The 26,157-nt window shown below is 67.5% G+C and carries 29 protein-coding genes and 1 tRNA gene; 17 read left to right on the forward strand and 13 right to left on the reverse strand.

Annotated features, from left to right (window positions below):
• Positions 1-44: 44 nt before the first annotated feature.
• The 6 genes from ACZLZY_RS12315 to ACZLZY_RS12340 all read left to right on the forward strand — a co-directional run bounded on the left by ACZLZY_RS12315 (position 45) and on the right by ACZLZY_RS12340 (position 6,273).
• Positions 45-1,535: a sugar ABC transporter ATP-binding protein gene (locus ACZLZY_RS12315; RefSeq protein WP_472934216.1), complete on the forward strand. Its 1,491-nt coding sequence runs from the start codon at positions 45-47 to the stop codon at positions 1,533-1,535.
• Positions 1,536-1,772: 237 nt separating this feature from the next.
• Complete coding sequence (locus ACZLZY_RS12320) at positions 1,773-2,711, forward strand: ABC transporter permease (RefSeq protein WP_472934217.1); 939 nt, start codon at positions 1,773-1,775, stop codon at positions 2,709-2,711.
• A complete protein-coding gene (locus tag ACZLZY_RS12325) occupies positions 2,708-3,688 on the forward strand; it encodes an ABC transporter permease (RefSeq protein ID WP_472934218.1) in 981 nt (326 codons plus the stop codon). The genes ACZLZY_RS12320 and ACZLZY_RS12325 overlap by 4 nt, the downstream gene beginning before the upstream one ends.
• Positions 3,689-3,968: 280 nt before the next feature.
• Positions 3,969-5,528, forward strand: a complete 1,560-nt coding sequence (locus ACZLZY_RS12330; protein ID WP_472934219.1) for a D-arabinonate dehydratase — start codon at positions 3,969-3,971, stop codon at positions 5,526-5,528.
• A gap of 23 nt (positions 5,529-5,551) precedes the next feature.
• A complete protein-coding gene (locus tag ACZLZY_RS12335) occupies positions 5,552-5,848 on the forward strand; it encodes a FitA-like ribbon-helix-helix domain-containing protein (protein WP_496253580.1) in 297 nt (98 codons plus the stop codon).
• The gene (locus ACZLZY_RS12340) at positions 5,845-6,273 is read left to right on the forward strand and encodes a PIN domain-containing protein (protein WP_472934221.1); all 429 of its coding nucleotides are present in this window, start codon (positions 5,845-5,847) and stop codon (positions 6,271-6,273) included. Before ACZLZY_RS12335 ends, ACZLZY_RS12340 begins: the two co-directional genes overlap by 4 nt.
• Before the next feature lie 149 nt (positions 6,274-6,422).
• Here the strand turns inward: ACZLZY_RS12340 and denD are convergent, their stop codons facing one another.
• The 4 genes from denD to ppk2 all read right to left on the reverse strand — a co-directional run bounded on the left by denD (position 6,423) and on the right by ppk2 (position 10,428).
• Complete coding sequence (gene denD / locus ACZLZY_RS12345; RefSeq protein ID WP_472934222.1) at positions 6,423-7,403, reverse strand: D-erythronate dehydrogenase; 981 nt, start codon at positions 7,401-7,403, stop codon at positions 6,423-6,425.
• 329 nt (positions 7,404-7,732) lie between these two features.
• On the reverse strand, positions 7,733-8,485 hold the full coding sequence (locus ACZLZY_RS12350) for an SDR family oxidoreductase (RefSeq protein WP_472934223.1): 753 nt from the start codon (positions 8,483-8,485) through the stop codon (positions 7,733-7,735).
• Positions 8,486-8,610: 125 nt separating this feature from the next.
• Positions 8,611-9,591 carry a CorA family divalent cation transporter gene (locus ACZLZY_RS12355; protein WP_472934224.1) on the reverse strand — a complete coding sequence of 327 codons (981 nt, stop codon included), beginning with the start codon at positions 9,589-9,591 and terminating at the stop codon, positions 8,611-8,613.
• Between the two features lie 12 nt (positions 9,592-9,603).
• Positions 9,604-10,428 carry a polyphosphate kinase 2 gene (ppk2, locus tag ACZLZY_RS12360; RefSeq protein WP_472934452.1) on the reverse strand — a complete coding sequence of 275 codons (825 nt, stop codon included), beginning with the start codon at positions 10,426-10,428 and terminating at the stop codon, positions 9,604-9,606.
• Between the two features lie 311 nt (positions 10,429-10,739).
• Here ppk2 and ACZLZY_RS12365 point away from each other — a divergent pair, with 311 nt between their 5' ends.
• From ACZLZY_RS12365 to ACZLZY_RS12375, 3 genes are all read left to right on the forward strand, one after another.
• Entirely contained in the window at positions 10,740-11,003 is a 264-nt protein-coding gene (locus ACZLZY_RS12365; RefSeq protein WP_472934225.1) for a type II toxin-antitoxin system VapB family antitoxin, read from the forward strand.
• Positions 11,003-11,401 (forward strand): PIN domain-containing protein, encoded by a 399-nt coding sequence (locus ACZLZY_RS12370; protein WP_472934226.1) that lies wholly within the window; start codon positions 11,003-11,005, stop codon positions 11,399-11,401. Before ACZLZY_RS12365 ends, ACZLZY_RS12370 begins: the two co-directional genes overlap by 1 nt.
• A 122-nt stretch (positions 11,402-11,523) precedes the next feature.
• Positions 11,524-12,141 (forward strand): ribonuclease D, encoded by a 618-nt coding sequence (locus ACZLZY_RS12375; protein WP_472934227.1) that lies wholly within the window; start codon positions 11,524-11,526, stop codon positions 12,139-12,141.
• A 252-nt stretch (positions 12,142-12,393) separates the two neighbouring features.
• Here ACZLZY_RS12375 and hisA read toward each other — a convergent pair whose 3' ends face one another.
• From hisA to hisB, 4 genes are all read right to left on the reverse strand, one after another.
• A complete protein-coding gene (gene hisA, locus ACZLZY_RS12380; RefSeq protein WP_472934228.1) occupies positions 12,394-13,125 on the reverse strand; it encodes a 1-(5-phosphoribosyl)-5-[(5-phosphoribosylamino)methylideneamino]imidazole-4-carboxamide isomerase in 732 nt (243 codons plus the stop codon).
• 537 nt (positions 13,126-13,662) lie between these two features.
• Positions 13,663-14,319 carry an imidazole glycerol phosphate synthase subunit HisH gene (hisH, locus tag ACZLZY_RS12385; protein ID WP_472934229.1) on the reverse strand — a complete coding sequence of 219 codons (657 nt, stop codon included), beginning with the start codon at positions 14,317-14,319 and terminating at the stop codon, positions 13,663-13,665.
• The gene (locus tag ACZLZY_RS12390; RefSeq protein WP_472934230.1) at positions 14,319-14,795 is read right to left on the reverse strand and encodes a DUF2628 domain-containing protein; all 477 of its coding nucleotides are present in this window, start codon (positions 14,793-14,795) and stop codon (positions 14,319-14,321) included. The genes hisH and ACZLZY_RS12390 overlap by 1 nt, the downstream gene beginning before the upstream one ends.
• Before the next feature lie 10 nt (positions 14,796-14,805).
• Positions 14,806-15,405, reverse strand: coding sequence for an imidazoleglycerol-phosphate dehydratase HisB (gene hisB / locus ACZLZY_RS12395; RefSeq protein WP_472934231.1), 600 nt, complete (start codon positions 15,403-15,405; stop codon positions 14,806-14,808).
• A gap of 231 nt (positions 15,406-15,636) precedes the next feature.
• On the opposite strand from hisB, the gene hslV reads away from it, so the two are divergent.
• Positions 15,637-16,194: an ATP-dependent protease subunit HslV gene (gene hslV, locus ACZLZY_RS12400; RefSeq protein WP_472934232.1), complete on the forward strand. Its 558-nt coding sequence runs from the start codon at positions 15,637-15,639 to the stop codon at positions 16,192-16,194.
• Between the two features lie 231 nt (positions 16,195-16,425).
• Positions 16,426-18,093: an adenylate/guanylate cyclase domain-containing protein gene (locus ACZLZY_RS12405; protein ID WP_472934233.1), complete on the forward strand. Its 1,668-nt coding sequence runs from the start codon at positions 16,426-16,428 to the stop codon at positions 18,091-18,093.
• An 87-nt stretch (positions 18,094-18,180) separates the two neighbouring features.
• On the opposite strand, the gene ACZLZY_RS12410 is transcribed toward ACZLZY_RS12405, so the two are convergent.
• The 4 genes from ACZLZY_RS12410 to ACZLZY_RS12425 form a co-directional block, all read right to left on the reverse strand.
• Positions 18,181-18,654: a BrnA antitoxin family protein gene (locus ACZLZY_RS12410; RefSeq protein WP_472934234.1), complete on the reverse strand. Its 474-nt coding sequence runs from the start codon at positions 18,652-18,654 to the stop codon at positions 18,181-18,183.
• A complete protein-coding gene (locus ACZLZY_RS12415) occupies positions 18,638-18,892 on the reverse strand; it encodes a BrnT family toxin (protein WP_472934235.1) in 255 nt (84 codons plus the stop codon). Before ACZLZY_RS12415 ends, ACZLZY_RS12410 begins: the two co-directional genes overlap by 17 nt.
• Positions 18,893-19,109: 217 nt before the next feature.
• Positions 19,110-19,185, reverse strand: a tRNA-Ala gene (locus tag ACZLZY_RS12420).
• Between the two features lie 238 nt (positions 19,186-19,423).
• Entirely contained in the window at positions 19,424-19,831 is a 408-nt protein-coding gene (locus ACZLZY_RS12425; protein ID WP_472934236.1) for a TIGR02300 family protein, read from the reverse strand.
• Positions 19,832-20,167: 336 nt separating this feature from the next.
• Between ACZLZY_RS12425 and aroA the strand changes: the two genes are divergently transcribed.
• The 4 genes from aroA (at position 20,168) to rpsA (ending at position 24,607) form a co-directional block, all read left to right on the forward strand.
• On the forward strand, positions 20,168-21,520 hold the full coding sequence (gene aroA, locus ACZLZY_RS12430; RefSeq protein WP_472934237.1) for a 3-phosphoshikimate 1-carboxyvinyltransferase: 1,353 nt from the start codon (positions 20,168-20,170) through the stop codon (positions 21,518-21,520).
• Positions 21,520-21,972: a hypothetical protein gene (locus ACZLZY_RS12435; RefSeq protein ID WP_472934238.1), complete on the forward strand. Its 453-nt coding sequence runs from the start codon at positions 21,520-21,522 to the stop codon at positions 21,970-21,972. The genes aroA and ACZLZY_RS12435 overlap by 1 nt, the downstream gene beginning before the upstream one ends.
• Positions 21,972-22,610, forward strand: a complete 639-nt coding sequence (gene cmk, locus ACZLZY_RS12440; RefSeq protein WP_472934239.1) for a (d)CMP kinase — start codon at positions 21,972-21,974, stop codon at positions 22,608-22,610. Before ACZLZY_RS12435 ends, cmk begins: the two co-directional genes overlap by 1 nt.
• A 272-nt stretch (positions 22,611-22,882) precedes the next feature.
• Positions 22,883-24,607 carry a 30S ribosomal protein S1 gene (gene rpsA / locus ACZLZY_RS12445; protein ID WP_472934240.1) on the forward strand — a complete coding sequence of 575 codons (1,725 nt, stop codon included), beginning with the start codon at positions 22,883-22,885 and terminating at the stop codon, positions 24,605-24,607.
• A gap of 127 nt (positions 24,608-24,734) precedes the next feature.
• On the opposite strand, the gene ACZLZY_RS12450 is transcribed toward rpsA, so the two are convergent.
• Entirely contained in the window at positions 24,735-24,914 is a 180-nt protein-coding gene (locus tag ACZLZY_RS12450) for a hypothetical protein (RefSeq protein ID WP_472934241.1), read from the reverse strand.
• A 196-nt stretch (positions 24,915-25,110) separates the two neighbouring features.
• Between ACZLZY_RS12450 and ACZLZY_RS12455 the strand changes: the two genes are divergently transcribed.
• On the forward strand, positions 25,111-25,530 hold the full coding sequence (locus tag ACZLZY_RS12455) for a hypothetical protein (RefSeq protein ID WP_472934242.1): 420 nt from the start codon (positions 25,111-25,113) through the stop codon (positions 25,528-25,530).
• A 54-nt stretch (positions 25,531-25,584) separates the two neighbouring features.
• The gene (locus tag ACZLZY_RS12460) at positions 25,585-26,139 is read left to right on the forward strand and encodes a Uma2 family endonuclease (RefSeq protein WP_472934243.1); all 555 of its coding nucleotides are present in this window, start codon (positions 25,585-25,587) and stop codon (positions 26,137-26,139) included.
• Positions 26,140-26,157: the final 18 nt, after the last annotated feature.

Genomic DNA, 26,157 nt, shown 5'->3' on the forward strand with positions numbered 1-26,157 from the left:
AAGCCAGGCAGCACCGCCGCATTCCGCCATGAGATATCGTCCTGATGAGCCTGTCCGAGACTGCCACCCCCATCGTCGCGCTTGCCGGCGTCACGAAATCCTTCGGTGCCGTCAGGGCGCTGGGGGGTGTCGATCTCGTCGTCGCGCCGGGCGAGGCGCTGGGGCTCGTCGGCCATAACGGGGCCGGCAAGTCGACGCTGATGCAGATCCTCGCCGGCACGCTGACGCACGATGCCGGCACCTTCGCGGCCGGTGGCGCGCCGGAAGTGGCGCGTTTTTCGGTCGCCGCCGCGCATGCCGCGGGCGTGCGCTGTGTCTTCCAGGAGCTGTCGCTCTGCCCGAACCTCTCGGTCGCCGAGAACACAAGGCTTCGCCATCCCGCGCTGAAGGGCTTTGGCTGGCGCGGCCCCGCCGGGCGACTGATCGCGGCGACGCTGAACGAGATTTTTCCCGGCCACGGCATCCGGCCGGACGCGCTGATCGCCGACCTTGCGCTCGGCCAGCGGCAGATGGTCGAGATCGCCATGAATTTTACCGCGACGGACACCGAGCCGAGGCTGGTGATCCTCGACGAGCCGACCTCCTCGCTCGACCATTCCGTCGCCGCGCAGCTGCTCGCCCACATCCGCCGCTTCACCGCGCGGGGTGGCAGCGTCATCCTGATCTCGCACATCCTCTCCGACATTCTCGGCACCTGCGACCGCATCGTCGTCATGCGCGACGGCCGGGTCGTCGCCGAGCGCAAGGCGTCGGATTTCGACCGCGCCGGCCTCGTCGCCGCGATGGGCCATGTCGCCGAGGAGAAGCACGCGGGCGAAAACCCTGCGCGCACGGAAGTGAAGCGCTCCGGCAGCCCCTGCGTGAAGGCGCGCTCGCCGAAACAGCGCGACGGACGCGCGCTGGAACTCTTTCCCGGCGAGATCATCGGCCTTGCGGGTCTCGCCGGGCATGGCCAGACCGCGCTGTTGCGGCTGATCCAGAACGCCTCCGGCCGTTCCTCGCGCTTTGCCGACGTCACCGGAAAAGTCGCCTTCGTCGCCGGCGACCGTCAGGCGGACGGCGTCTTCCCGCTCTGGTCGATCGGCCAGAACGTCACCGTCCGCTCGCTCTCGGCCCTGTCGCGGCTCGGCCTGATCGACGGCGGTGCCGAGCGCGCGATGGAAAAGACCTGGCGCGATACCTTCCAGATCAAGACGCCGGATATGGGCGACAACATCCTGACGCTGTCGGGCGGCAACCAGCAGAAGGCGCTGTTCGCGCGGGCGCTGGCGTCCGACGCCGACATCATCGCCATGGACGACCCGATGCGTGGCGTCGACGTCGGCACCAAGCGCGAGGTCTACCAGCGCATCCGCGAGGAGGCGGACAAGGGCCGCGCCTTCCTCTGGTACACGACCGAGTTCGACGAGCTCCTGAACTGCAGCCACGTCTACGTTTTTCGCGAGGGCGAGATCGTTGCGGATCTCTCGGCCGACGAGCTGACGGAGGAGAAGGTGCTGCAGAGCTCGTTCCTGGAGGAGACGGCGGATGCGTGAGGCTTTGATGCCGTTGCGGGGCGCCGGCCCGACGAAGGGGCGCACGCACCCCCCTCTGTCCTGCCGGACATCTCCCCCTCAAGGGGGGAGATCGGCTTTTTCGGAAAGGTCGCAGTCGTCACCGCGCTTGATCTCCCCCCTTGAGGGGGAGATGCCGGCAGGCAGAGGGGGGTGCCGCGCGCCATCGCCGGCCTACGCCCTCCCGCCCGCTCTCGCCGGAACGCTCGGAACCCCCGCATGACCCTCTTCTCCTCCCGCGCCTTGCGCTCCGCCGTGCCGGCGGTCTCCTTCGCCGTGCTGCTCGCCGCGATCTTCGTCATTCAGCCGCGGGCGATGAGCTATGTCGGCCTCAACCTGATGCTGAACCTTGCGCTGCCGATCGCGCTCGCGACCATCGCGCAGCTGTTCATCCTGACGGTGAACGATCTCGACCTGTCGATCGGCGGCTTCGTCTCGCTGGTCGCCTGCATCGCCGCCACCTGGCTGAACGACACGCCGCTCTTCGGCGTCGCCGCGCTCATCGTCTGCATCGGCATCTATGCCGGGCTCGGCGCGCTGATCCACCTCCGCAACTTGCCCTCGATCGTCGTGACGCTCGGCATGTCCTTCGTCTGGCTCGGCTGCGCCGTCCTGATCCTGCCGAGCCCCGGCGGCCATGCGCCGGACTGGCTGACGGCGATCGTCAAGTTCAAGACGCCCTATGTGCCGCTGGCGATCGTCGGCGCGGCGCTTCTGGCGGTGATCGTGCATGTCGGGCTGATGCGCTCGGCGGCCGGCGTCGTCTTGCGCGGGGCCGGCGGCAATGCCCAGGCGGTCGGCCGGGCCGGCTGGTCGCTGCTGCGGGTGAAGGTGACGATGTACGCGCTGTCGGGCTTCTTCGGCGTGCTCTCGGGCCTCGTGCTGGTTGGCACCACCAGCTCGGCCGATGCCAACATCGCGCTGCGCTACACCCTGTTCTCCATCGCCGGCGCCATTCTCGGCGGGGCCGAGTTCACCGGCGGGCGTGTCTCGCCGATCGGTGCCGTGCTCGGCGCGCTGACGCTGGCGCTGGTCGGCTCGCTGCTTTCCTTCCTGCGGATCTCGCCGGACTGGCAGATCGGCGCGCAGGGCGTGATGCTGATCGCGGTGCTCGCGCTGCGCAGCCTCGTCAACCAGCTGGAGGCCCGCGAGGCATGAGCGCCGAGACACAAGCCCTTCCCGTGCCGGCCAGGCGGTCGATCGGCCGGCGCATGCCCTGGCTGTTCTCCTTCCTCGGCGCCGCCGCGATCTTCGTCGTGACACTCGTCGTCAACGAGGGCCGCGGCGGGCCGGAGATCATGACGGCGGCGCTGACCTTCGGCGCCTTCTACGTCATCGTCGGCATCGGCCAGATGTTCGTCATCACCACCGGACCCGGCAATATCGACCTGTCGGTCCCCTCGACCATCGCCTTCACCGGCGCCGTGGCGATGAAGCTGATGGAAGGGCAGAATTCGGCCATCCTCCTCGGTCTTGGGGCTGCGCTCGGTACCGGCTTCCTCATCGGCTGCTTCAATTACCTCCTGATCCGCGCGCTGAAGATCCCGCCGATCATCGCGACGCTGTCGTCGAGCTTCATCATCCAGTCGCTGGCGATCGCCTATGGCCGCGGGCTGATGATCAAGCCGCCGCCGCTGCTCGCCGAGGCCGCGACCGGCCGCGTGTTCGGCCTGCCGATCGTCGCGATCCTCGCCATCCTCCTCAGCGTGTTGATGGCCGTCATCCTCCATCGTACGGTCTACGGCCGCTCGGTCGCCGCGATCGGCCAGAACATCCGCGCGGCGGGTCTTGCCGGCGTGCGCGTCAACCGGATGCGCTTTGCGACCTACGCCCTGTCGGCCATGCTCGCCGCGCTGTGCGGCACGCTGCTCGCCGGCTTCTCCGGCGGCGCCTCGCTCAACATGGGCGAAGAATACCTCCTCGCCTCGATCGCCGTGGTGGTGGTCGGCGGCTCGGCGGTGGCCGGCGGCTTCTCCAACGTCTCCGGCCTCTGGGGCGCCGCGTTGTTCCTCTACCTCCTCGTCACCATGTTGAACACGTTCGGCGTGGGGGCAGGCGTGCGGCAGATTTTGACAGGGCTGATCATCATCGGGGTGATCACGCTGGCGGGCGGGCCGAAGAGCGGGCGCGGGTGAGGTTTGCGTGCGGGGGTGACGGTTGCGATCGTGAATGTTTCACGTGAGACACAGACGCCCCAGGCTCGTCATCCCGGCCTTGAGCCGGGGTCCATTCCAAATCGGTCACGAAAAGACCGCCGCGGAGTGGCCCACCATAGACGTTCGAGGAATGGATCCCGGCTCAAGGCCGGGTTGACGAAACTGAAAGGTCTGCTGCCGGTGTGAACCGGCGTCTTTGCTGCAACGACACCCGACACTGACATCCGACACCTGACCTCCAACTGAAACGAACCTCGCCATGGCCAACACCGTCCGCCTCGATCTCGCCGACAACGTCGTCACCGCGCTGCGCTCGCTTGAAGCCGGCGTGCCGGTGGAGACCGAGGCGACGCCCGCGCTCAACGGCGCCACGATCGGCGCGGCCGAGCATGTCACCACGCGCATCATGATCCCGCGGGGCCATAAGGTCGCGACGCGGTTCATCCCGGCCGGCGAGGCGATCGTGAAATATGCGCAGATCATCGGCTACGCCTCGCGCGACATCGAGCCGGGCGAGCACGTGCACGTGCAGAACACCGAGTTCCGCAACACCGAGCACGCCTACGAGTTCTCGACCGACCTGCGCCATGTCACGATGGTGCCGGAGGGCTTGCGCGACACCTTCATGGGCTACCGCCGCGCCAACGGCACGGTCGGCACGCGCAACACCATCGCCATCCTCACCTCAGTGAACTGCTCGGCCACCGCCGCCCGCAAGATCGCCGCCGCCTTCGGGCCGGAGGAACTTGCCGCCTACCCGAACGTCGACGGCGTCACCGCCTTCGTGCACGGCACGGGCTGCGGCATGGCGGGCGATGGTGAGGGGTTCGACGCGCTGCAGCGGGTGATGTGGGGCTATGCGCGGCACCCGAACGTCGCGGGCGTCCTGATGGTCGGGCTCGGCTGCGAGGTCAACCAGATCGACTGGCTGCTCGAGGCGAACGGCATCGAGAAGGGCCCGATGTTCCACGCCATGAACATCCAGGACGTTGCCGGCCTCCGGCAGACCGTCGAGGTCGGCATCGCCAAGGTGCGCGCCATGCTGCCGCTGGCCAATGAGGTCAAGCGCACGCCTTGCCCGGTGTCGGAGATCATGGTCGGCCTGCAGTGCGGCGGCTCCGACGCCTGGTCGGGCATCACCGCCAACCCGGCGCTCGGCTATGCCTGCGATCTCCTCGTCGCCCAAGGCGGCACCGGCGTGCTGTCGGAGACGCCGGAGATCTATGGCGCCGAGCACCTCCTCACCCGCCGCGCCATCGACCACAAGACCGGAAGCAAGCTGACCAAGCTGATCACCTGGTGGGAAGACTATACTGCCCGCAACAAGGGCTCGATGGACAACAATCCGAGCCCCGGCAACAAGAAGGGCGGCCTCACCACCATCCTCGAGAAGTCGCTGGGCGCTGCCGCCAAGGGTGGCACCTCGCCGCTGATGGGCGTCTACAAGTATGGCGAGCCGATCACCGCGCGCGGCTTTGTGTTCATGGACTCGCCGGGCTACGACCCAGCCTCGGTCACCGGCCAGATCGCGTCGGGCTGCAACATGATCGCCTTCACCACCGGCCGCGGCTCGGCCGCCGGCTACAAGCCGGCGCCCTCGATCAAGATCGCCACGAACACCGAGATGTATCGGCGCATGGTCGAGGACATGGACGTCGATTCCGGTCGCATCGTCTCGGAAGGCCTCACCATCGAGCAGTCCGGCCGGGAGATCTACGACCTGATCATCCGTGTGGCCTCGGGCGAGATGTCGAAGTCGGAAGCGCAGGGGCTCGGCGATTTCGAGTTCGTGCCGTGGCAGATCGGGGCGACGATGTAATCAGGCGGCTGCAGAACTCGGCGATGATTTTGCGCCGGCGGACTGGTACGCTCGCCGCGTATCATCGAAGGGAGGCCGCCTTGCCTGCTTTTAAGATCCTGGCCTTGCCGCACGAGACGCGGCAGGCCTTGTTGCAGCGCGCGGAACAGAACGGCACCAGCACGGATGCCGAAATCCGCAAGATTCTGGACGAGGCACTGCGCCTCGACGCTGCCCCGTTGATCGGATCGGAAATCGCCGCTTTCGGGCGCCGGTTCGGCGGTCTCGAACTGGAGGTCCGGCGTGACCCTCCGGGCGCCGAACAAGCCATTTTCGGGTGATCCTTCTCGATACCAGTGTCGTCCTCGAGCCGATGCGGCCGCAGGCCGATCCAGCCGTCCAGGCATGGCTTGATCTGCAAAGTCCGGGAACGCTGTTCCTGACGACCACCAGCCTGTCCAAACTGCTGCTCGGTATCGAAATCCTGCCGCCGGATCGTCGGCGCGGGGCGCTCGACGCTGATCTGGCGATCCTGCTCTACCGCCTCTTTCCCCAGCGCATTCTGCCGTTCGATGGCGAAGCCGCAAAGGCCTATGCGCGGGTGGCCGCCCGTTGCCGTCACCTCGGACGGCCGATATCCGTCGCCGATGGCCAGGTGGCGGCGATCGCGGAAGTTTTTGGATGTCCGGTGGCGACCCGGGACAGTCTGCCGTTCCAGACGGCGGGGATTCCCGTGATCAATCCGTGGATTGCCGACAGGGATTAGCGGCGGGCGAGCCGCAAGGGCAAGCCTTCCTAGTCGTCGCCGCAAGGCACTTGCGCCAGAAGCAGGCGTGCGGGGGCATACCTATGTTTTGATGGCGGATCCCCGGGGCCGAGCCCCGAGGATAATGGTCAGGCCCGGCCGCTCGCCGCTCAGCCCGCCTTCTTCGCCTCGTCCGCCATATGCGCGCGGATGATCGAGGCGAAATCAGCATCGGCGGTGAAGCCGAGCGAGAGCGCGCGCGCCGGGTCGAAGTCGCGGGCCCAGCCGGCGACGATGGTGGCGATCTTTTCGTCCGGCACGCGCTTCACGCGGGCGACGACGTCGTCGCCGGCGACCTGGCGCAGCGTCTCCAGCATCTCGCCGACGGTGACGGAGAGGCCGGGCATGGTGAGCGAGCGGCGGGCGCCGAGCGGGGCGGTGTCGAGCGTTGCCGCATGCATCAGGAAGCCGACGGCCGAGGCGGGGCTTGCGGCCCAGTGGCGGACGTCGTCGCCGACCGGCAGAATCGCTTCCTGCCCCGCCAGCGGCTCGCGAATGATGCCGGAGAAGAAGCCGGAGGCGGCCTTGTTGGGCTTGCCCGGGCGCACGATGATCGTCGGCAGGCGAATGCCGATGCCGTCGAGGAAACCCTTGCGGGAATAGTCGGCGAGCAGGAGCTCGCAGATCGCCTTCTGGGTGCCGTAGCTGGTCAGCGGCGCCGTGAGGAAGGTGTCGGAGATCTTGTCCTCGAACGGCGTGCCGAACACCGCGATCGAGGAGGTGAAGACGAGCTTCGGCTTGTAGCCGCCTCCGGTCAGGCGGATCGCCTCGAGGAGGTGGGTCATGCCGTCGAGGTTGATCCGGTACCCCTTCTCGAAATTCTCCTCGGCCTCGCCGGAGACGATGGAGGCGAGGTGGAAGATGAGGTCGGGCTTTTTGGCGACCAGCGCCTCGACGGTCGCCCTGTCGGCGATGTCGCCGGCACTGCGGGTGATCGCGATGGTCTTCTCGTCGGGGGCGACGGTGGCCTCGACGACGTCGAAGAGGTCGAGGGCGGTGATCGCGGTATCGCCGACCTTGCCCTCGGCGACGAGGCGCTCGGTCAGCTTGTGCCCGACCATGCCGGCGGCGCCGAGTATCAGAATGCGCATGTAGTCCTCCCTGTGGTGTCTGTCGGCGTGGCCGGTCGCGGCGCGGCGTGGTGATGAGGCGCAGAGCAGGCGTCTCTAGGGCACCGCTCGGTGTTTCAGTTTCGTCATCCCGGACTTGATCCGGGATCCATTCCTCGGCGCGTCAGGCGCAGTCCGGTTCAGAATGTCGGAAGGTCCGCCGTTCTCGGGCATGTTCGGCGATTTGGAATGGATCTCCAGCGAAACCGGTGGTTTCGCAGAGGTCAAGTCCGGGATGACGAAGTTTGGGCGTTGGCGCCTTGCCCTTCAGCGTCTTCCCTGACTGTGTCGCCGTCGCCGTCGACCTCGCCCTACAGCGTCCAGCCGCCGTCGATCACCTGCATCGTGCCGGTCGTGAACGCGCTCTCGTCCGACGCAAGGTACAGCGCCAGCGCCGCGATCTCCGCGGGTTTGCCGAGGCGGCCCATGGGCTGGCGGGAAATGAACAATTCCTCGGCCTTGTCGCGGCCGCCGATTTTCGCGCCGAGCGTGTCCATGCGCTCGCCGAGCGAGGGCGATTCGATCGTGCCGGGGCAGATGGCGTTGCAGCGGATGCCGCGCTTGACGAAGTCGATGGCGATCGAGCGCGTGAGGCCGAGCACGGCGGCCTTCGAGGCCATGTAGGCGTAGCGGTTCTCGGCGCCCTTGATGGTCGAGGCGGCCGAGGAGATGTTGATGATCGAGCCGCCGCCGTTCTCCAGCATGCGCGGCAGGAGGCCGGAGATCATCCGGTGCATCGCCTTGACGTTGAGGTCGAAGGAGAAGTCCCAGTCCTTCTCGGTGCAGTCGAGGATGGTGCCGTGGTGGACGTAGCCGGCGCAGTTGAACAGGATGTCGGGCGTCGGCAGGCCGGCGGCATAGGCGGCGACGGCGGCGGAATCGGTAACGTCGAGCTGCGCGGTCTCGACCTTGCCGAAAGCCTCCAGCCCTTTCAGCTTGGCCACGTTGAGGTCGCTGGCGTGAACGGTCGCGCCCTCGGCCAGGAAGGTTTCGACGACCTGGCGGCCGATGCCCTGGCCGGCTGCCGTGCAGACCGCGATCTTTCCCTCGAGCCGTCCCGCCATCTCTTCTCTCCCCCTGCGCATGGCTTGCCGGGCGCCTCCGCGTCCGGTTCTCGCCCGCGAGCTATACAGGTTTTCAGCTGGGATACCAGTTGCCGCCGCGGTATCTCCAGTGCCCTCGGCCGCGCCTATTCGCCGCCGAGAAAGCCCTTGCGGCGGAGCCAGACATAGACAGCGGCGGCCGAGCCGAGGGCGATCAGCCCGGCGACGAACGTGCCCCAGGACGACTGCGCCAGCGGGAAGCCGCCGGTGTTCATGCCGAAGAAACCGGTGACGAGCGTCGCCGGCAGCAGCAGAGCGGAGAGGATCGAGAGGACGTAGAGGTTGCGGTTGGTGCGCTGCGCCGCCTGCAGGTCCAGTTCGTCGCGCAGCAGCCGGAGGTCGGTCTGAGTGCCCAGCACGTCGGCATCGAGCGAAGCGGTGCGCTGGGAAAGCTTTTCGACCGCCGGCAGCAATGCACCCGGCAGGTCCTCGTCAGCTTCCAGCCGCTGCAGCACCGCCCTGATCCCCGAGAGCTGGCGATGCAGCTGCACGGCCTTGCGGCGGACGGCGACGAGGGTGCGCTGGTCCGGCTGCCAGCCATCGGCGAGGAGGGCGTCCTCGCTGGTCTGGACCGTCGTCTGCAGCGCCACGGCATTCTTGCCGGCGACCTCGAGAATGGCGCTGAGGAGCAGTTCCAGCGCGGCCGCCGGCCCGCGCGGCGCCTGGCCCCGGTCGATCCGCCGCTTGACGAGGTCGGCGGCATTCAGCGGGTGGTGGCGGGCGGTGACCATCAGGTCATTCGACAGCGCAAAGCGCAGCGCGCCCATGCGCGAGGTCTCGCCATGGCCGAAATCGACCTCGACGTCGTGCAGGACGCAAGCGACAAAGCCCGCCTCGACCAGCGCCCGCTGGTGCGTGTCGGGCGACAGCAGAAGCTCGCTGACGGGAAGCGGCAAGGCGCCGTTCGCCTCGATCCAGCGGCAGCTCGACTGGTCGGCGATGTTGAGATGCAGCCAGCGGAACGCGCCCAGCGCCGGCGCGGCCAGGGTCGCCAGGCTGTCCTCGCCCAGCGGCAGGACGACATCGCCGGCGTCGACGCCCCAGATCAGGCCCGATGGCGTCATCATGCGGGATCGCGGCTAGTAGCGCTCGGGCACGTGCATCTCGTCCGGCACGGGGTGGCGGACATAGTCGTCGTGCCGTTCGCGCGGCGGCAACGTCACCGGCGGCTTCACCACGTCCTGGTAGGGGATCTGCTGCAGGAGATGGGCGATGCAGTTGAGGCGGGCGCGCTTCTTGTCGACCGCCTCGACCACCCACCAGGGCGCCTCGACGATGTGCGTGCGCTGCAGCATGGCCTCCTTGGCGCGGGTGTAGTCCTCCCAGCGGCGGCGCGATTCGACGTCCATCGGCGACAGTTTCCACTGCTTCAGCGGATCGTTGATGCGCATGTGGAAGCGGAATTCCTGTTCCTCGTCGGTGATCGAGAACCAGTACTTGATCAGGATAATGCCCGAGCGCACCAGCATGCGCTCGAAGTCCGGCACCGTGCGGAAAAACTCCTCCACCTCCTCGGCCGTGCAGAAGCCCATGACGCGCTCGACGCCGGCCCGGTTGTACCAGGAGCGGTCGAACAGCACCATTTCGCCGGCCGCCGGCAGGTGCGGCACGTAGCGCTGGAAATACCACTGGCTGCGCTCGCGCTCGCTCGGGGCGGGGAGCGCCACGACGCGGCAGACCCGCGGGTTCAGCCGCTGGGTGATGCGCTTGATGGCGCCGCCCTTGCCGGCCGAGTCGCGGCCCTCGAAGATCACCACGACCTTCAGCTTTTGGTCCTGCACCCAGTCCTGCAGCTTCACCAGTTCGCGCTGCAGGCGGAACAGTTCCTTGAAATAGACCCGGCGGTCCATCGAGTGGCCATGGCCGACGCCGTCGAGGCTTTCCTCGTCGAGCGTCATCTCCATCTCTTCGTCGACGGAGTCGGCGATCTCGTCGCGGATGCGGTCGTAAAAGGCGGCGGTCTCGGCGAGTTCGTCCATGGAAGCGCTCCGGCGGGTTTCCTGAGCCATGGCGGTTTTTTGTTACCGATTTGTGACGCCACGCGGGCGGCGACGGTGCCTCGATTCCCCTGGAGGCCTTGCTGCCCGGGCGAAACTCTCCTAGCCTCTTCCTCGCTCCTTGCCTGCAATCGGCTGGGACCCCCTGCACTCGCCGCGGGCTAGACATGCCGGGCTGGCCCGCTATACCGCCGGGTGTAGATTGCAGCGATGGTGCGATGCCCTTTCATATCAAGAACCCCGACACCGACGCACTGGCCCGCCGCTATGCGAGCCTCAAGAAGCTCGGCCTGACGGAGGCAGTGCATCTGGCGCTGGAAGAGGCGTTGATGCGGGAGGCGGCCAAGCCCTCGCTGCCGGATGTCGCCGCCGGGTTCTACCGCGAGCTGAAGGCGCGGAGCCTTGCCGCCAAGGCGACCGGCGAGACCCCCTACACGACCGATGGCAAGAGTGATGGTCCGGCGCCGGATCCGGCAGGCTGATGTTCGTCGATGCCTCCGCGCTCATCGCCATGCTCACCGACGAGGACGAGGCCCGGATCTTCGCCGCCCGGCTGCAGGCCTCGGCGAAGCGCCTGACCTCGCCGTCGGCGGTGCTGGAGGCGGTCGTCGCCCTCGCGGCCGTGCTCGACTTGCCGCTGGACGAGGCGGAGGTTGAGGTGAAACGGTTTCTCGAGCTGATGGGCATCCAGACGGTCGCGGTGCCGGTGCAGGCTTTGCCGCTCGCCGTCGCCGCCCTTGCGCGCTACGGCCGCAGCGCTGCCCGCCCGGCGGGGCTGGAGACGGCCGACGCCCTCGCCTATGCCGCCGCGCGCTACTACCGGGTGCCACTGCTCTACAAGGGCGGGCGTTTTGCGGGGACCGACATCGAGGCAGCCTGACGCCCTCAGGCGGTCCGGAAGCCGCCCGGCGGCCGGGCTTGACCCGGCGGGGCGTTTGCGGTTCTGAAGGCTTCCGGCCGCCGCCACCCGGCGCCGATCCGATTTCACCAAGAGGTACCGCGATGACCATCCGAGTCCACAAGGGCGACCTTCCCGACCTCGCCCGCTACACCGGCTCGGTCGCCATCGACACCGAGACGCTCGGCCTCGACACCCGGCGGGACCGGCTCTGCGTGGTCCAGCTGTCGCCCGGCGACGGCACCGCCGACATCGTGCAGATCGCCAAGGGCCAGCGCGAGGCGCCGAACCTTTGCAAGCTGCTTGCCGACCCGACCAAGACCAAGATCTTCCACTATGCCCGCTTCGACATCGCCGCGCTCTACCACGCTTTCGGCACCATGACCGAGCCGGTGTTCTGCACCAAGATCGCCTCGCGCCTGACCCGCACCTATACCGACCGGCATGGCCTGAAGGATCTCGCGCGCGAGCTCGTCGGCGTCGACCTCTCCAAGCAGCAGCAGTCCTCCGACTGGGCGGCCGAGACGTTGACCCAGGCCCAGCTCGAATACGCCGCCTCCGACGTCCTCTATTTGCACGACATGATGGGCGTGCTCCTGAAGCGCCTCGAGCGCGACGACCGCCTGGCGATCGCGAAGGCCAGCTTCGCCTACCTGCCAACCCGGGCCAAGCTCGACCTGCTCGGCTGGGACAACGAGGACATCTTTTCGCATTCGGCGTGAGGCTTTCCGACCACGCGAGGCACGACCTTTAAGGTCGTCATCCTCGGGGCCGTAGCCCCGGGGACCCATGCCAGGCCTTTAAACAACACGATCGGGTCGACATTCCTGAGGTTCTGAACCAGAGCATGGTCAGGCGGTTTCGGCATGGGTCCCCGGCCTCCGGCCGAGGATGACGACCGTCAAGCGCAGGCGTCTTTCGGTCGGAAACCGGCAGCGACAAGGCAGCCTGTAACGGCGCTAAGTTGTAAGACCCTACGCCAGCACCCGCAGCGCCCCGCGCACGTCGATCCGCCCGTCGTACAGCGCGCGGCCGGAGATCGCGCCCTCGAGCTTGGCGGCGTCCGGCGCGGCAAGCCGCGCGATGTCGTCCATCCCGGCGAGGCCGCCCGAGGCGATGACGGGGATGCGGACGGCGTCGGCGAGGGCGATGGTGGCGTCCCAGTTGATGCCGGCGAGGATGCCGTCGCGGTCGATGTCGGTGTAGATGATGGCGGCAACGCCAGCATCCTCGAAGCGCCGGGCCATCTCGGTCACCGAGAGCGCCGAGGTTTCGGCCCAGCCCTCGACCGCCACCTTGCCGCCCTTGGCGTCGATGCCGACGGCAATCCGGCCGGGAAAGCGACGTGCCGCTTCCTTCACCAGCGCGGGATCGCGCACCGCGACGGTGCCGAGGATGACGCGCGACAGGCCGCGGCCGAGCCAGGCCTCGATGTCGGCGAGCGTCCGGATGCCGCCGCCGAGCTGCACCTTCATGCCCGCGCCGACCGCGGCGATGATCGCCTCCACCGCCGCGCCGTTCACCGCCCGGCCCTCGAAGGCGCCGTTGAGATCGACGACGTGGAGATGGCTGAAGCCGATGTCGCGGAAGTCGCGCGCCTGGGCGGCGGGATCGGCGTTGTAGACGGTGGCTTGCGCCATGTCGCCGAGCTTCAGGCGCACGCAGGCGCCTTCCTTCAGGTCGATGGCGGGGAAGAGGATGGGCATTTGGTTCAGCCGCGCTTGTTTCGTTCTTAAATGCATCGCGGTTGTGGACAGAGTATATCCTGCCAAGACTCGCGACATAGACTCGTATTAACAATTACGCGACTTCAACAAAAAGCCGAGGTTCGTGGCCTCGGCTCTTGTCCACAAGCTACGATGCCGTGGTTGCGCATTTGGGAAATGCAAATATGCAAAAAGCATATTTTTATCGAATGTGTGAGAGGTAGGCATCGTTTTCCACTGCACAAAGGAACCGTGGAGAATGACAAAAACTGCGTTGACATTTGAAGATGCGATTGAGTGTTGGCTGCTCAGGGCGAAGGGTATGATGCGTCGGCAAATTTGGACGCGCTTTGATGTGGATCCACGACGAGTCTACAGCGTGTGGAGTGGCCTGGATCACGTGGGGAGCAGAGATGTTGCTATTCAACGTTTTCGATTGGAGTTTCCGAATAAATCATCGGAAAACTTATTCGACTTCCACATCGTAAGTCGTGAAGTTGTACCGATTTCAAGCCAATACGAGTTGTTTAGGAAGCTCTAGGGCTTCCATCGCAGGAAATTAGTGAGAAGAGCCAGACCCAATGTCTGGCTCTTCTCCGGGTGGAATTGCGTCCCCGCCTTGTTGTCGCGGACCACCATGGCGGTGACGGCGCCGCCGTAGTCGGTGGTGGCGAGGACGTCGTCCGGGTGCTCGGCGGCGAGCTGGTAGGAGTGGACGAAATAGGCGTGGAGGCCGGTCTCGCCGGTCGCGATGCCGTCGAGCAGCGGGTGCGGGCGGGACTGGGTGAGCGTGTTCCAGCCGATCTGCGGGATCTTCAGCGCGGGGTCGGCGGGGACGATGGGCACGACGTCGCCGGGGATCCAGCCGAGGCCCTCGGTGATGGTCTTCTCAAGCCCGCGCGCGGCCATCAGCTGCATGCCGACGCAGATGCCGAGGAAGGGCCGAGCCTTCGCCTCGACCGCCTCACGCAGCGCTTCGACCATGCCCTCGACGGCGCCGAGACCGCCGCGGCAGTCGGCATAGGCCCCGACGCCGGGCAGAACGATGCGGTCGGCGCTCCTAACCACGGCGGGATCGTCGGTGAGCAGCACGGCGGTGTCGAGCCCGGCCTCGCCGGCGGCGCGCTCGAAGGCCTTCGTCGCCGAGCGCAGATTGCCCGAGCCGTAGTCGATGATCGCAAGGGTTTCGGGCATTATCTCAGTCCTTCAGGGTCGAGCAGGCTGCGGCCGCGGCTCCGCTCGAAGGGAGCGGCGGGTCCGGCGCGCGCGGCGATTGCGTCGGCGACGGTCGGCGGGGGCGTGTCGGCATAGTAAAGGATGGCGGCCTCGTCCTCGTCGTCCGCCTCGACCACGGCGGCCTCGCGAAAGCCGCGGCGTCGCAGCCGGCCGGCGCGCAGGCTCGGGCCCTCCAGCGCCACGAGGACGCCGAGCGCCAGCGGCAGCACGGCGGCGGCGGCGCCGAGCCCCGGCACATCGGACAGAAGGCCGAGGAGGATCACCGCGGCGAGCACCACGAGGCCCGCGAGAATCAGCCCGTAGCGAAACAGCCAGAGGAAGGGAAACAGCACCGCCCACTTCGCCATCGCATCGCGCACCAGCACCGCCCGCTCGCTCTTGGCGGGCGCCTCGCCGATCCCTGCCGGCGGCTCGAAGACGATGTAGCGTGCCATCCCCGTCCTCTTACGCCAGCATGCCCTTGGTCGACGGCACGAGATCGGCCTGGCGCAGGTCGATCTGCACCGCTTCGCCCAGCACCCGCGCCACCGCCTTGAAGCAGGTCTCGGCGATGTGGTGGGCGTTCTCGCCGTAGAGGTTCTGGAGGTGCAGCGTGATGCCGGCGTTCTGCGCCAGCGCCTGGAAGAACTCGCGCACCAGCTCGGTATCGAAGGTGCCGATTTTTTCGCGCGGGAAATCGACCTTGAAGACGAGGAAGGGCCGGCCGGACACATCCACTGCCGCGCGCGTGAGGCATTCGTCCATGGCAAGGTCGAGCGAGGCGTAGCGGCGGATGCCGCGCCGCTCGCCCAGCGCCTGGCGGATGGCCTGGCCGATGGCGATGCCGGTGTCCTCGACGGTGTGGTGGTCGTCGATGTGGAGGTCGCCCTTCGCCTCGATCACCATGTCGATCATCGAGTGGCGGCCGAGCTGCTCCAGCATGTGGTCGAAGAAGCCGACGCCGGTCGCGGTCTTCACCATGCCCGTGCCGTCGAGATCGACGCGGGCGTGGATCCTCGTTTCCTTGGTCTCGCGCGTCACCTCGCCGGTCCGCCGTCCCGCCATGCCGATCGTCCTTTCCTGATTGCCCTCTCGCTTTAGACGAGATCGCGCCCGGAGCGAAAGGGTTTTGCGCCAAGGCCCCGTCGTTCCGCCGCCGCTTCGGGCTCGCGTGCCGGCAGCGGTGGGGACGCGGATTGGCGCCGGGCCGCGGCGCGCTTACATGAGGGGCGGAAAGACGGCACCGGCCGTCCCGCCCGCCTCGGGCGACAGAGAGTTTTGGACAGAGCGAGAACCATGGAAAAGCACGATCCCGCCCAGATGTACTCGACCACCATCGTCACCGTGCGCAAGGGCGGCAAGGTGGTCATCGCCGGCGACGGGCAGGTCTCGCTCGGCAACACCATCATGAAGGGCAATGCGAGAAAAGTCCGCCGTATCGGCAAGGGCGGGGCGGTGATCGCGGGGTTTGCCGGCGCGACGGCCGACGCCTTCACGCTCCTGGAGCGGCTGGAGGCCAAGCTCGAGCAGTATCCGGACCAGCTGATGCGCGCCTCGGTCGAGCTTGCCAAGGACTGGCGCACCGACCGGTACCTCCGCCGGCTGGAGGCGATGATGCTCGTCGCCGACAAGTCGATCACCCTGGCGCTGACCGGCAATGGCGACGTGCTGGAGCCGGAGGGCGGCATCATGGCGATCGGCTCGGGCGGCAATTACGCGCTGGCCGCGGCGCGGGCGCTCGGCGACACCGATTTCGGCGCCGAGGAGATCGCCCGCCGGGCGATGAAGATCGCCGGCGAGATCTGCATCTACACCAATGGCAACATTGTGCTGGAAAGCATCGACGAGGCTTGATCGCGCCGGCGGTGCGCGGCAGGTGCCGGCCGGAGAGGGCGCGCTCCGGTCCGCAGGCCCTCTGGAGGCCGGCCCGCCCGCCAGCGGGGCCGATGAGGGGCGACGGTCGACCGGCGGCCAGCGACAGGCGGCCGAGGGCATGGCCTCGGTGGCTCTGCGGCTGGCGGTGACGGCCGCCAATGTGCATAGCTCCGGACGGCCGCTTGCCCCGTCGACGAAGGATGCCATCGCTTGCCCTGGAGAAGTCAGCTGAGCATCCGCCGGGTGCGTCTCGTCACCGGCTGGATTCTATTCGCTTTCGTCGCGATGCACCTCCTCAACCATGCACTCGGGCTGATCTCGGTCGGGGCGATGGAGCGCGGACGGGGGTGGTTCAACCTCGTCTGGGGCAATGCGGTCGGCACGCTGCTCTTCTACGGGGCGCTCGCCGTGCATTTCGCGCTGGCGCTGCAGGCGCTCTACCGCCGGCGGACCTTGCGCATGCCGGCGCGCGAGGCGCTGCACCTGGTCCTCGGCATCGGCCTGCCGCTGCTGCTGATCCCGCACATCGTCGCGCTGCGCATCGCGCCGATCTCGACCGGGCATTTTCTAGACTACGGCCGGGTCGTCCATTCGCTCTGGAACAATCCGGTCGCCGGCTGGCGGCAGGTGGCGGCGCTTTTGGTCGCCTGGACGCATGGCTGCCTCGGCCTCTGGTTCTGGCTGCGGCCGCGCGACTGGTTCGCCCGGGTCAAACCACTGTTCCACGCCGCGGCCTTGCTGGTGCCGGTGGTCTCGCTGCTCGGTTTCGCGAGTGCCGGCAAGGACATCGATGACGGGCTCTACCGCGTCACCTTCTATTCCGCTTCCGCCGACGGCATGCGCCTCGCCAGCGACGCAACGCTCGCGCTTTATGGCCTCTGCCTCGGCAGCGTCGCGCTGGTGCTGATCGCGCGCGCCATGAGCCGCCACCGCCGCCTGCAGCGCGGCTTCCGCGTCACCTATCCCGATGGCCGGGTGATCGCCGTGCCGCCCGGGGCCAGCGTGCTGGAGGCGAGCCGCATGGGCCAGATCCCGCACGTCGCCGTCTGCGGCGGCAAGGGCCGCTGCTCGACCTGCCGGGTAAGGGTGGTGCAAGGGCTCGCCGAACAGCCCGCCGCCAGCGCGGAAGAGCAGGCGACGCTCGACCGGATCGGCGCGCCCGACGACATCCGGCTCGCCTGCCAGCTTCGGGCGGTGAGCGACGTCAGCGTCGCCCCGGTGCTCGTCGCCGGCGAGTTGCCGCGCGCCGGCGCGACCCAGGAAGTGCGTTCGGCCGGCTCGGAGCGGCGGATCGCGGTCCTCTTCTGCGACATCCGCGGCTTCACGCGGATGACCGAGCGGCGGCTGCCCTACGATACGGTGTTCCTGCTCAACCGCTATTTCGCCGCCGTCGGCGAGGCGATCGAGAGCTCGGGCGGCTACATCGACAAGTTCATCGGCGACGGTGCCATGGCGCTGTTCGGCCTCGGCAAATCGGAGGACGAGGCCTGTGCTGACGCGATCCTCGCCGCCGCCCGCATCGTGCGTGCGGTGGCCGCGCTCGACCGGCAGCTGACGCGCGAGCTCGGCGGTGAGCGCCTGCGCGTCGCCATCGGCCTGCACACCGGGCCGGCGATCGTCGGCCGCATGGGCTACGGCCGCGCCGTCAACCTCACCGTCGTCGGCGACACCATCAACACCGCAAGCCGCCTCGAGGGCGTCGCCAAGCTCCACGACGCCGATCTCGTGATGTCCCTCGACCTCGCCCGCCGCGGCGGCCTGTCCGATGCCGCCGGCGAGCGCCGCGAGGTGGAGATCCGCGGCAGAGCCGCGCCGCTCGACGTGGTGATCGCGCGGGACGCGAAGGCGGTGGACGGGTTTTTGGCGGGGGCGGCTTAGGGGCTGCAGGCGAAGAGGTCGCCGGGAAGCCGACCCGTGCCGAGCAGCCGGGCTACCGCGCTATCGGCGAAAGGTCATTCCTGCGCCTCAGCCTCCGGCCTTTGCCGAAGGCATCGGTACGGCGCCGTCCTCGTGGCCGTCCTCTCGGCCAGAATCGTCAACGATCGCGAACCTGGCGAAGGCAGCCGCCAGCGCGGTGGCCAGCGCCGACGACGGTACCGCGTTCCTCTGTTGAGCGAGGACGGTGATGGCCGATGCGATGTCCGGCGAGACGGTCATCATCCTGGCGGCATCGTTGACGCGGCTTTGCCATCCGGGTCCCGACGCACGCAGCCTTTCCAGAACGTCGTCATCCAGTCTGACGGAGACCAGGGTCTTGCGCCGAACGGGGCCTGGCTTGCGGGCTTTCGCGAGCGCCGCGTGGACTTCCGGCAGCGCTTCGCGCATCGGGCGCAGGGAAGCGAGTTCCGCGTCCGTCAATTCAGGGCTGTCGACCTCGTCCCAGTCCTCGCGGGTATAGCCGCGGGCGGCAGCCTTCGGGGCGTCAAAGTCTTTCGGCATAGGCTTTTCTCTCCTTTTCAGAAGCCGGGCGCATGCTGATGACGGACAGGGCTTCAGAGCCGAGCTGGACGAAGATGACGGTAATGATGCCGTCGATCTCGCCAATCGCCTTCAGGCGAGCGCCGTTGGCTGCGCCCACAAGAGCGTCCGCGAAGAAGCCGGGGTCGAGATCGGCAAAGTCCATCCCGTGCTTGACGAGATTGGCCTGCCGTTTCGGCTCGTCCCACACGATCTTCATCACCTGTATCTACAGGATGTAAGCGTTGACCGCTATGTCGTCGAGAAGGGGAAAGCGAGAGGCTAAGCGACCTCCCTCGCAGCGGGTCCGCGAGGCTTCCGAGCGCCAGAGTCAGCGGCCTTCGCCGTCGATAGATCGACGCTGCTTCAGCGTAATGCCGCTACTCAGCGACGCCCGTGAAGCGGTATCGTACAACTTGAAGAGTGAAGAGTTTAATTGGTGGAGCCAGACGGAATCGAACCGACGACCTCTTGCATGCCATGCAAGCGCTCTCCCAACTGAGCTATGGCCCCACTGGATCGCTGCCGAAGCGCGAACCGTGTCACGAAGCGTTTGGGGCGCTTCGGTCGTGGCGGGTTCATACTGAAGCCCGGCGGAGAGATCAAGCGGGAAATCCGCCGATCTTGAGAAAGTGCCGCCCGAAGAGGATTTTCGGGCGGCGGCAGGGGACAGAACGGCGCATGCCGGTCGTTGTCGGATGCCAGAACGGCGAATGCCGTTCGTCGCGGGTGTTTAAAGAGGCGAGTGCCGTCAGTCGTCGTCGTCGTCGCGCGAGCCGATGATGTCGGTCATGTCGTCGTCTTCGTCCTCGTCCGGCTCGAGGAAGGTGTCGTCGGCGTCCTCGACCTCGACTTCCTCGTCGTCGTCGACGTCGATCACCTCGTCCTTGGCCGCGACTTCCTCGTCTTCCTCGACATCGGTCAGCGAGACGGTCTCGACGGCGTCGCTCTCGGCCTCGACGACCTCGACCTCCTCCTCCTCTTCCGCCTCGGGCTGGACGACGGCCGCGCCGCGCTTGGCCCGGGCCGGGATCTCGAAGAAGCTGATCGGGTAGCTCGTGCCGGTATAGGGCGAGACGATCGGGTCTTTGTTCAGATCGTAGAACTTCCGGCCGGTCTCCGGGCAGATGCGTTTGGTACCAAGTTCGGGATTCGCCATGCTCGCCTCGCGTTGAATGTCAAAGTCTTCGGCCGTCAGTGCCGGGGCTTGCCCCGAGCCGTTTCCGAGGCCGCCGCGCAGCGCATCTGAGCGCCGCCGCCGACAGGGCTTTCGGAAGAAAAAACCGGTGGGTCCCTTACGTCGTGCCCGGGCCCTTGTCAAAGCAGGGTCCTTGCGCGCCCTTGGCGACGATTGCGCCCCCGCGAGGGTGACGCAAGGGTTTTTCTCGTGGTAACGCAGCCCGATGCGGCGGGGGGCCGGCGCTGCCGGCGCAAAATGACCGCCGCAGGATGCGTAAGCCCCCGAAATGGTACGTGTGGAAGAGGGCGACAAGCCATGAGTGGACATGTTTCGATCCCCCGGCCGATGAAGGCGGCGCGCAGCGGCGGCCTCAGCGGTTCCGCCCGCGTTCCCGGCGACAAGTCGATCTCGCACCGCGCCTTCCTGTTCGGCGGCATCGCCGCCGGCCGCACCCGCGTCACCGGCCTGCTCGAGGGTGAGGACGTGCTCGCCACCGGCCGCGCCATGCAGGCGATGGGCGCCCGGATCGAAAAGGCGGACGACGGCGCCTGGCTGGTCGACGGCGTCGGCAATGGCTGCCTGCTCGAGCCCGAGGGCGTCATTGATTTCGGCAATGCCGGTACCGGCGTGCGCCTGACCATGGGCCTCGTCGGCCCCTATGATTTCGGCGCCACCTTCGTCGGCGACGCCTCGCTGTCGCGCCGGCCGATGGGCCGGGTGCTGGATCCGCTGCGGCTGATGGGCGTGCAGGTCGCCGGCCGCACCAAGGACCGGCTGCCGCTGTCGATCCGCGGGCCGCGGGTCGCAGCCCCCATCACCTACCGCGTGCCGATGGCGTCCGCCCAGGTGAAGTCCGCCGTGCTGCTCGCCGGCCTCAACGCGCCGGGGATCACCACGGTGATCGAGCCGGTGATGACCCGCGACCACACCGAGAAGATGCTGGAAGGGTTCGGCGCCAAGATCTCCGTCGAGACGGATGCTGCGGGCGTGCGGACCATCGCGCTGGAGGGCCAGGGCCGGCTGGTCGGCGTGCCGGATTTCGTGGTGCCGGGCGATCCGTCCTCGGCGGCCTTCCCGATCGTCGCCGCGACCATCGTGCCGGGCTCGGACGTCCTCGTCGAGAACGTCCTGATGAACCCGACGCGCACCGGCCTCGTCGCGACGCTCCTCGAGATGGGCGCGTCGATCGAGATCCTGAACCCGCGCTCGTCCGGCGGCGAGGACGTCGCCGACCTCCGGGTCCGCCACGCCGCGCTGAAGGGCGTCTCGGTGCCGGCCGAGCGGGCGCCCTCGATGATCGACGAGTACCCGGTGCTCGCCATCGCCGCCGCCTTCGCCGAGGGCACGACGGTCATGCCCGGCCTCGACGAGCTCCGCGTCAAGGAGAGCGACCGCCTCGCCGCCGTCGCCGCGGGTCTCGCCGCCAACGGCGTCGCGCACGAGGAGGGGCCGGACTGGCTCACCGTCACCGGCCGACCGGACGGCAAGGGCCTCGGCGGCGGCACAGTGGTCACCCATCTCGACCACCGCATCGCCATGGCCTTCCTCATCCTCGGGATGGCGTCGGAAAAGCCGGTCGAGATCGACGACGCCGCGATGATCGCCACCAGCTTCCCGCAGTTCGTCGGGCTGATGGAAGGCCTCGGCGCGGTGCTCGTCGCCGCCTGATGGCCGTCTGGCCGCTCCTCGGGCTCCTGGTGCTGCTTGCGCCGCTTGCCGCCGTCTACGGCCTGCGCAAGGCCAAGCGGGCGCGCGACCGCGTCGCCGCCGGCCGTCGGTCGCTGTGGGGGCAAGGGCTGCGCATGCTCGTCCTGCCGGCCGTCGCCTTGGTCAGCGCGGGCATGGCCGGCCGCGAATATGGCTGGATCGCCGCCGGCCAGCGCGCCGCCGAGACCGGCACGACCGCCGTGCCGCCGACCTTCTACACCGGCAACCCGCTGATCGACCTCCTGGTCTGGTTGGCACTGTCGCTCGGCAACCTGATGCTGATCCTGTTCTTTGCGTCGATCCCCTACGTCCTCGGCAGCCTGATCGCGCTCATCCTGCTGTTCGCGGACCGGCTCGGCGCCCTGACGCTCGGTTCGACGCCGGCCCCCGACGATCCCCCCGGAGACCCTTGATGCCCCTCACCATCGCCATCGACGGACCGGCCGCGGCCGGCAAGGGCACGCTCGCCAAGCGCCTCTCCGCGCATTTCCAGTTGCCCTATCTCGATACGGGCCTCCTCTATCGCGCCATCGGCAAGCTGGCCGCCGATTCCGGCGTCGATCTCGACGATCCCCTGGCCACTGCCGAAATTGCCCAGACGCTCGACACCAGCCATCTCGACGACGGGTCGCTGCGGGGCCGCGAGGCCGGGGAGCTCGCCTCGCGCGTCGCCGTGCATCCGTCGGTGCGCGCAGCGCTGGAGGCGTTCCAGCGCCAGTTCGCCGCGCAGCCGGCCGGCGCCGTGCTCGACGGGCGCGACATTGGCACGGTGATCTGCCCGCAGGCGACGGTGAAAATCTTCGTCACCGCTTCGGCCGAGGTGCGGGCCCGCCGGCGCACCGACGAACTCTCCGCCAAGGGACGCCAAGTCGACTACGAGACGATCCTTGCCGAGGTGCGCGAGCGCGATGCGCGCGACGCCGGCCGGGCCGTGGCGCCGCTGAAGCCCGCAGCTGACGCGCACTTGCTCGATACCAGCGAAATGGATATAGAAACGGCATTCCTGACCGCATGCGCCTTGATCGACAGGGCGCGCGCGACCGGGGACTGAGAAGAAGGGGCGGCTTTCTCGAAAGGCCCGCCCTTTTGGCTTTCAGGCGATCGGCCCCGTGCCCTTGCCGAAAAGCCGATGCACCACCCCTGCCCAAGGCCGGTCCACCGCGCCAGCCGGATCGTTTTTCGCTCGCCGAGAAACCTCTCCGGGTCCGACATCGCCGAGGCGAGACGGACAGGACCAGCCCGACGGCGACCCGAAGCACGAACCCAGACGGCGCGCTGCCTTGCCCCCGACGACACGGGGCCCGAGGTTTCCAAGGAGAACGAATGTCAAACACCAACCCGTCGCGCGATGATTTCGCTGCGCTGCTCGAAGCCTCGTACCAGGATCACGATGTCGCCGAAGGCGCCGTGGTCCGTGGCATCGTGGTCGCGATCGAAAAGGACATGGCCGTCATCGACGCCGGTCTGAAGGTCGAAGGCCGCGTCGCGCTGAAGGAATTCGCCAGCAAGGGCCAGCCCGAGCTCAAGGTCGGCGACACCGTCGAGATCTACGTCGAGCGCATCGAGAATGCCCTCGGCGAAGCCGTCCTGTCGCGCGACAAGGCGCGCCGCGAGGAGAGCTGGGTCAACCTCGAGGTCAAGTTCAACGCCGGCGAAAAGGTCGAAGGCCAGATCTTCAACCAGGTCAAGGGCGGCTTCACCGTCGACCTCGACGGCGCCGTGGCGTTCCTGCCGCGCTCCCAGGTCGACATCCGCCCGATCCGCGACGTCACGCCGCTGATGAACACCCCGCAGCCGTTCCAGATCCTGAAGATGGACAAGCGCCGCGGCAACATCGTCGTGTCGCGCCGGACCGTCCTCGAAGAGTCGCGCGCCGAACAGCGTTCGGAGATCGTGCAGAACCTCGAGGAAGGCCAGACCGTCGATGGCGTCGTCAAGAACATCACCGATTACGGTGCGTTCGTTGACCTCGGCGGCATTGACGGCCTTCTGCACGTCACCGACATGGCCTGGCGCCGCGTCAACCACCCGACCGAGATCCTGCAGATCGGCCAGACCGTCAAGGTCCAGATCATCCGCATCAACCAGGAAACCCACCGTATCTCGCTCGGCATGAAGCAGCTCGAGGCGGATCCTTGGGATGGCATCGGCGTGAAGTACCCGATGGGCGTCAAGGTCACCGGCCGCGTCACCAACATCACCGACTACGGCGCGTTCGTCGAGCTGGAGCCGGGCATCGAAGGCCTGATCCACGTCTCGGAAATGAGCTGGACCAAGAAGAACGTCCATCCCGGCAAGATCCTTTCGACTACCCAGGAAGTCGAAGTGGTCGTGCTCGAGGTGGATCCGGTCAAGCGCCGCATCTCGCTCGGCCTCAAGCAGACCCTGCAGAACCCATGGGAAGCCTTCCGCGACCAGTTCCCGATCGGCACGGTCGTCGAGGGCGAGGTCAAGAACAAGACCGAGTTCGGTCTGTTCATCGGCCTCGAGGGCGACGTGGACGGCATGGTGCACCTCTCCGACCTCGACTGGAACCGTCCAGGCGAGCAGGTCATCGAGGAGTTCAACAAGGGTGACATCGTCAAGGCCCAGGTTCTTGACGTCGACATCGACAAGGAGCGCATCTCGCTCGGCATCAAGCAGGTCGGCGGCGAGTCCGGCGCCTCGGGTGTCGGCGGCGGTCAGCCGGAGGCTCCGGCCGAGCCAGGCGATATCCGCCGTGGTTCGATCGTCACCTGCGAAGTGACGCAGGTCACCGACGGTGGCCTCGAGGTCAAGATCCTCGAGACCGACTACACCTCGTTCATTCGCCGGGCCGATCTCGCCCGCGACCGCGAGGACCAGCGTCCGGAGCGTTTCTCGGTCGGCCAGAAGGTCGATGCCCGCGTCACGCAGTTCGACAAGAAGGCCCGCCGCGTCGGCGTGTCGATCAAGGCCCTGCAGATCGCCGAAGAGAAGGAAGCCGTCGCACAGTACGGTTCGTCCGACTCGGGCGCCTCGCTTGGCGACATCCTGGCCGCTGCCATGAAGGGCCGCGAAGAGGAATAGTCCGAAACACCGGCGGTCTTCGGACCGCCGGCCATCGGCGTCAGATGCAAGAAGGCCCGCGGGAGCGATCCCGCGGGCCTTTTCCGTTTCCGGTTCATATTCTGCCGCAGAAAGGGGCGAGCTGGGTCTACTTGTCGTCCCGCGCGCCCTCGCCGCCCTTCTTCACCGGCGATTCCGGTGCCTCGTCCTTGCGCTCGGCGGCGGCGGTGCGCTCAGCCGGCTTCGGTTCCACGGCCGGGCCGGTCTTGGCGGGACCCTCGTTCTGCGCCGCCATCGGCGATACGTCTGCGTCGGCCTGTTTCGACATGTCTTCTCTCCTGTTGTGGAAGAGAGACGCGGCCGGCTGCGGCCGGGTTCCGCGGGCCCGTGCCTCACGGATCTGTGCGCCAGCGGTAACCGCCTGTTAACCCTATGACTTAACTGGCGCTTTAGTGGAACCAGTGCAGATTGTCCGGGTTATGTCAGCGATCCCTTATGGGATGATCGAGACGGGAGGGCATGAGATGGACTTCGCTGACGTGCTCGATGGCATCGCCAAGCCCGTGCCGACCGACGAAGAGGGCAGCTACCGCGCCTCGGGAGCGGCGTCGGTGCCGTTCTGGCAGGTTCTCGATCAGATCGGCGGCACGGCGCCCGTAGGCGGCGCCCGGCTGAAGGAAGCCTATTTCCCCGACCTGCCGCAGCAGGCGCCCAAGGCCGTCTCGCCGACGCTCCAGGAACTCAGCCTAGATCCCGAGGAAATTGCCTTCGAACTCGACATCGCGGCGGTCCGCTCGGTCGAGGAGCTCTCGCACCTGCGCCGGCGCTTCGCGATGCTCAACCACCCCGATCGCACCGCCCCCTCGCTGCGCCACCGCGCCAACCAGCGCATGACGATCGCCAACACGCTGATCGACGAGGCCACGCGCAGGCTCGCGCGCTGAGGGCATCGGGCGCCGCTCTGGCGAGCGCCTCCGGCCTTTGCTAAACTGTTCTCCATGAACCTGCACAGGCCGCCCTTGCATTCGGCAGACGACTTCCTGCTCTGGAATGAGGGGCGGGAGGGAAAGCGTGAGTTCGTCGCCGGGAGGGTCGTCGAGATGATGGTCGGCGTCTCTCAAGTGCATTGGAGACTGGCAAGCCGGCTGACACTGCTGGTCGGTAATGCCATCGACGAGACCGTTTACAGTTTCGGAAACGCCGACTTCGCGGTGCTCACCCCAGGCGGCGTCCGTTATCCTGATTTCATGGTCGCTGCCATCGGGACCGATGACAAGGCGCTGGCAGCCAAGACGCCCTTCCTTATCGCCGAAATTCTGTCGCCGTCCTCCCTTGCTACCGATTTCGGCCCGAAGGCTGCCGAATATACCGCCATCCCCTCGCTCCGCCATTATCTCGTCCTCAGCCAGGACGAGCCGCGCGTGTGGCTCTGGAGCCGGACCGATGGTGCCTTTGGCGAACCTGAGATGCTCTTAGGGGCGGACGCCGTTCTGCCACTCGGCGGCTTCGATCTGACGCTGGGCCTTGCCGAGATCTACCGCGGCATCGCATAAGCGGGACGATTTTCGCGA

Source organism: Mesocryomonas lacus (assembly GCF_055730135.2).

Excerpts from the sequence above, each read along its gene's own strand:
- ACZLZY_RS12390 (WP_472934230.1), bottom strand. The coding sequence starts at position 14,795 with ATGGCACGCTACATCGTCTTCGAGCCGCCGGCAGGGATCGGCGAGGCG.
- ACZLZY_RS12450 (WP_472934241.1), bottom strand. The coding sequence starts at position 24,914 with ATGTCGAAACAGGCCGACGCAGACGTATCGCCGATGGCGGCGCAGAAC.
- hisB (WP_472934231.1), bottom strand. The coding sequence starts at position 15,405 with ATGGCGGGACGGCGGACCGGCGAGGTGACGCGCGAGACCAAGGAAACG.
- hisA (WP_472934228.1), bottom strand. The coding sequence starts at position 13,125 with ATGCCCATCCTCTTCCCCGCCATCGACCTGAAGGAAGGCGCCTGCGTG.
- ppk2 (WP_472934452.1), bottom strand. The coding sequence starts at position 10,428 with ATGGAGATGACGCTCGACGAGGAAAGCCTCGACGGCGTCGGCCATGGC.
- aroA (WP_472934237.1), top strand. The coding sequence starts at position 20,168 with ATGAGTGGACATGTTTCGATCCCCCGGCCGATGAAGGCGGCGCGCAGC.
- ACZLZY_RS12460 (WP_472934243.1), top strand. The coding sequence starts at position 25,585 with ATGAACCTGCACAGGCCGCCCTTGCATTCGGCAGACGACTTCCTGCTC.
- ACZLZY_RS12410 (WP_472934234.1), bottom strand. The coding sequence starts at position 18,654 with ATGCCGAAAGACTTTGACGCCCCGAAGGCTGCCGCCCGCGGCTATACC.
- ACZLZY_RS12325 (WP_472934218.1), top strand. The coding sequence starts at position 2,708 with ATGAGCGCCGAGACACAAGCCCTTCCCGTGCCGGCCAGGCGGTCGATC.
- ACZLZY_RS12370 (WP_472934226.1), top strand. The coding sequence starts at position 11,003 with ATGTTCGTCGATGCCTCCGCGCTCATCGCCATGCTCACCGACGAGGAC.
- cmk (WP_472934239.1), top strand. The coding sequence starts at position 21,972 with ATGCCCCTCACCATCGCCATCGACGGACCGGCCGCGGCCGGCAAGGGC.
- rpsA (WP_472934240.1), top strand. The coding sequence starts at position 22,883 with ATGTCAAACACCAACCCGTCGCGCGATGATTTCGCTGCGCTGCTCGAA.
- hslV (WP_472934232.1), top strand. The coding sequence starts at position 15,637 with ATGGAAAAGCACGATCCCGCCCAGATGTACTCGACCACCATCGTCACC.
- ACZLZY_RS12350 (WP_472934223.1), bottom strand. The coding sequence starts at position 8,485 with ATGGCGGGACGGCTCGAGGGAAAGATCGCGGTCTGCACGGCAGCCGGC.
- ACZLZY_RS12335 (WP_496253580.1), top strand. The coding sequence starts at position 5,552 with ATGATTTTGCGCCGGCGGACTGGTACGCTCGCCGCGTATCATCGAAGG.
- ACZLZY_RS12435 (WP_472934238.1), top strand. The coding sequence starts at position 21,520 with ATGGCCGTCTGGCCGCTCCTCGGGCTCCTGGTGCTGCTTGCGCCGCTT.
- ACZLZY_RS12455 (WP_472934242.1), top strand. The coding sequence starts at position 25,111 with ATGGACTTCGCTGACGTGCTCGATGGCATCGCCAAGCCCGTGCCGACC.
- ACZLZY_RS12320 (WP_472934217.1), top strand. The coding sequence starts at position 1,773 with ATGACCCTCTTCTCCTCCCGCGCCTTGCGCTCCGCCGTGCCGGCGGTC.
- ACZLZY_RS12330 (WP_472934219.1), top strand. The coding sequence starts at position 3,969 with ATGGCCAACACCGTCCGCCTCGATCTCGCCGACAACGTCGTCACCGCG.
- hisH (WP_472934229.1), bottom strand. The coding sequence starts at position 14,319 with ATGCCCGAAACCCTTGCGATCATCGACTACGGCTCGGGCAATCTGCGC.
- ACZLZY_RS12365 (WP_472934225.1), top strand. The coding sequence starts at position 10,740 with ATGCCCTTTCATATCAAGAACCCCGACACCGACGCACTGGCCCGCCGC.
- ACZLZY_RS12355 (WP_472934224.1), bottom strand. The coding sequence starts at position 9,591 with ATGATGACGCCATCGGGCCTGATCTGGGGCGTCGACGCCGGCGATGTC.
- ACZLZY_RS12375 (WP_472934227.1), top strand. The coding sequence starts at position 11,524 with ATGACCATCCGAGTCCACAAGGGCGACCTTCCCGACCTCGCCCGCTAC.
- ACZLZY_RS12415 (WP_472934235.1), bottom strand. The coding sequence starts at position 18,892 with ATGAAGATCGTGTGGGACGAGCCGAAACGGCAGGCCAATCTCGTCAAG.
- ACZLZY_RS12425 (WP_472934236.1), bottom strand. The coding sequence starts at position 19,831 with ATGGCGAATCCCGAACTTGGTACCAAACGCATCTGCCCGGAGACCGGC.
- ACZLZY_RS12315 (WP_472934216.1), top strand. The coding sequence starts at position 45 with ATGAGCCTGTCCGAGACTGCCACCCCCATCGTCGCGCTTGCCGGCGTC.
- denD (WP_472934222.1), bottom strand. The coding sequence starts at position 7,403 with ATGCGCATTCTGATACTCGGCGCCGCCGGCATGGTCGGGCACAAGCTG.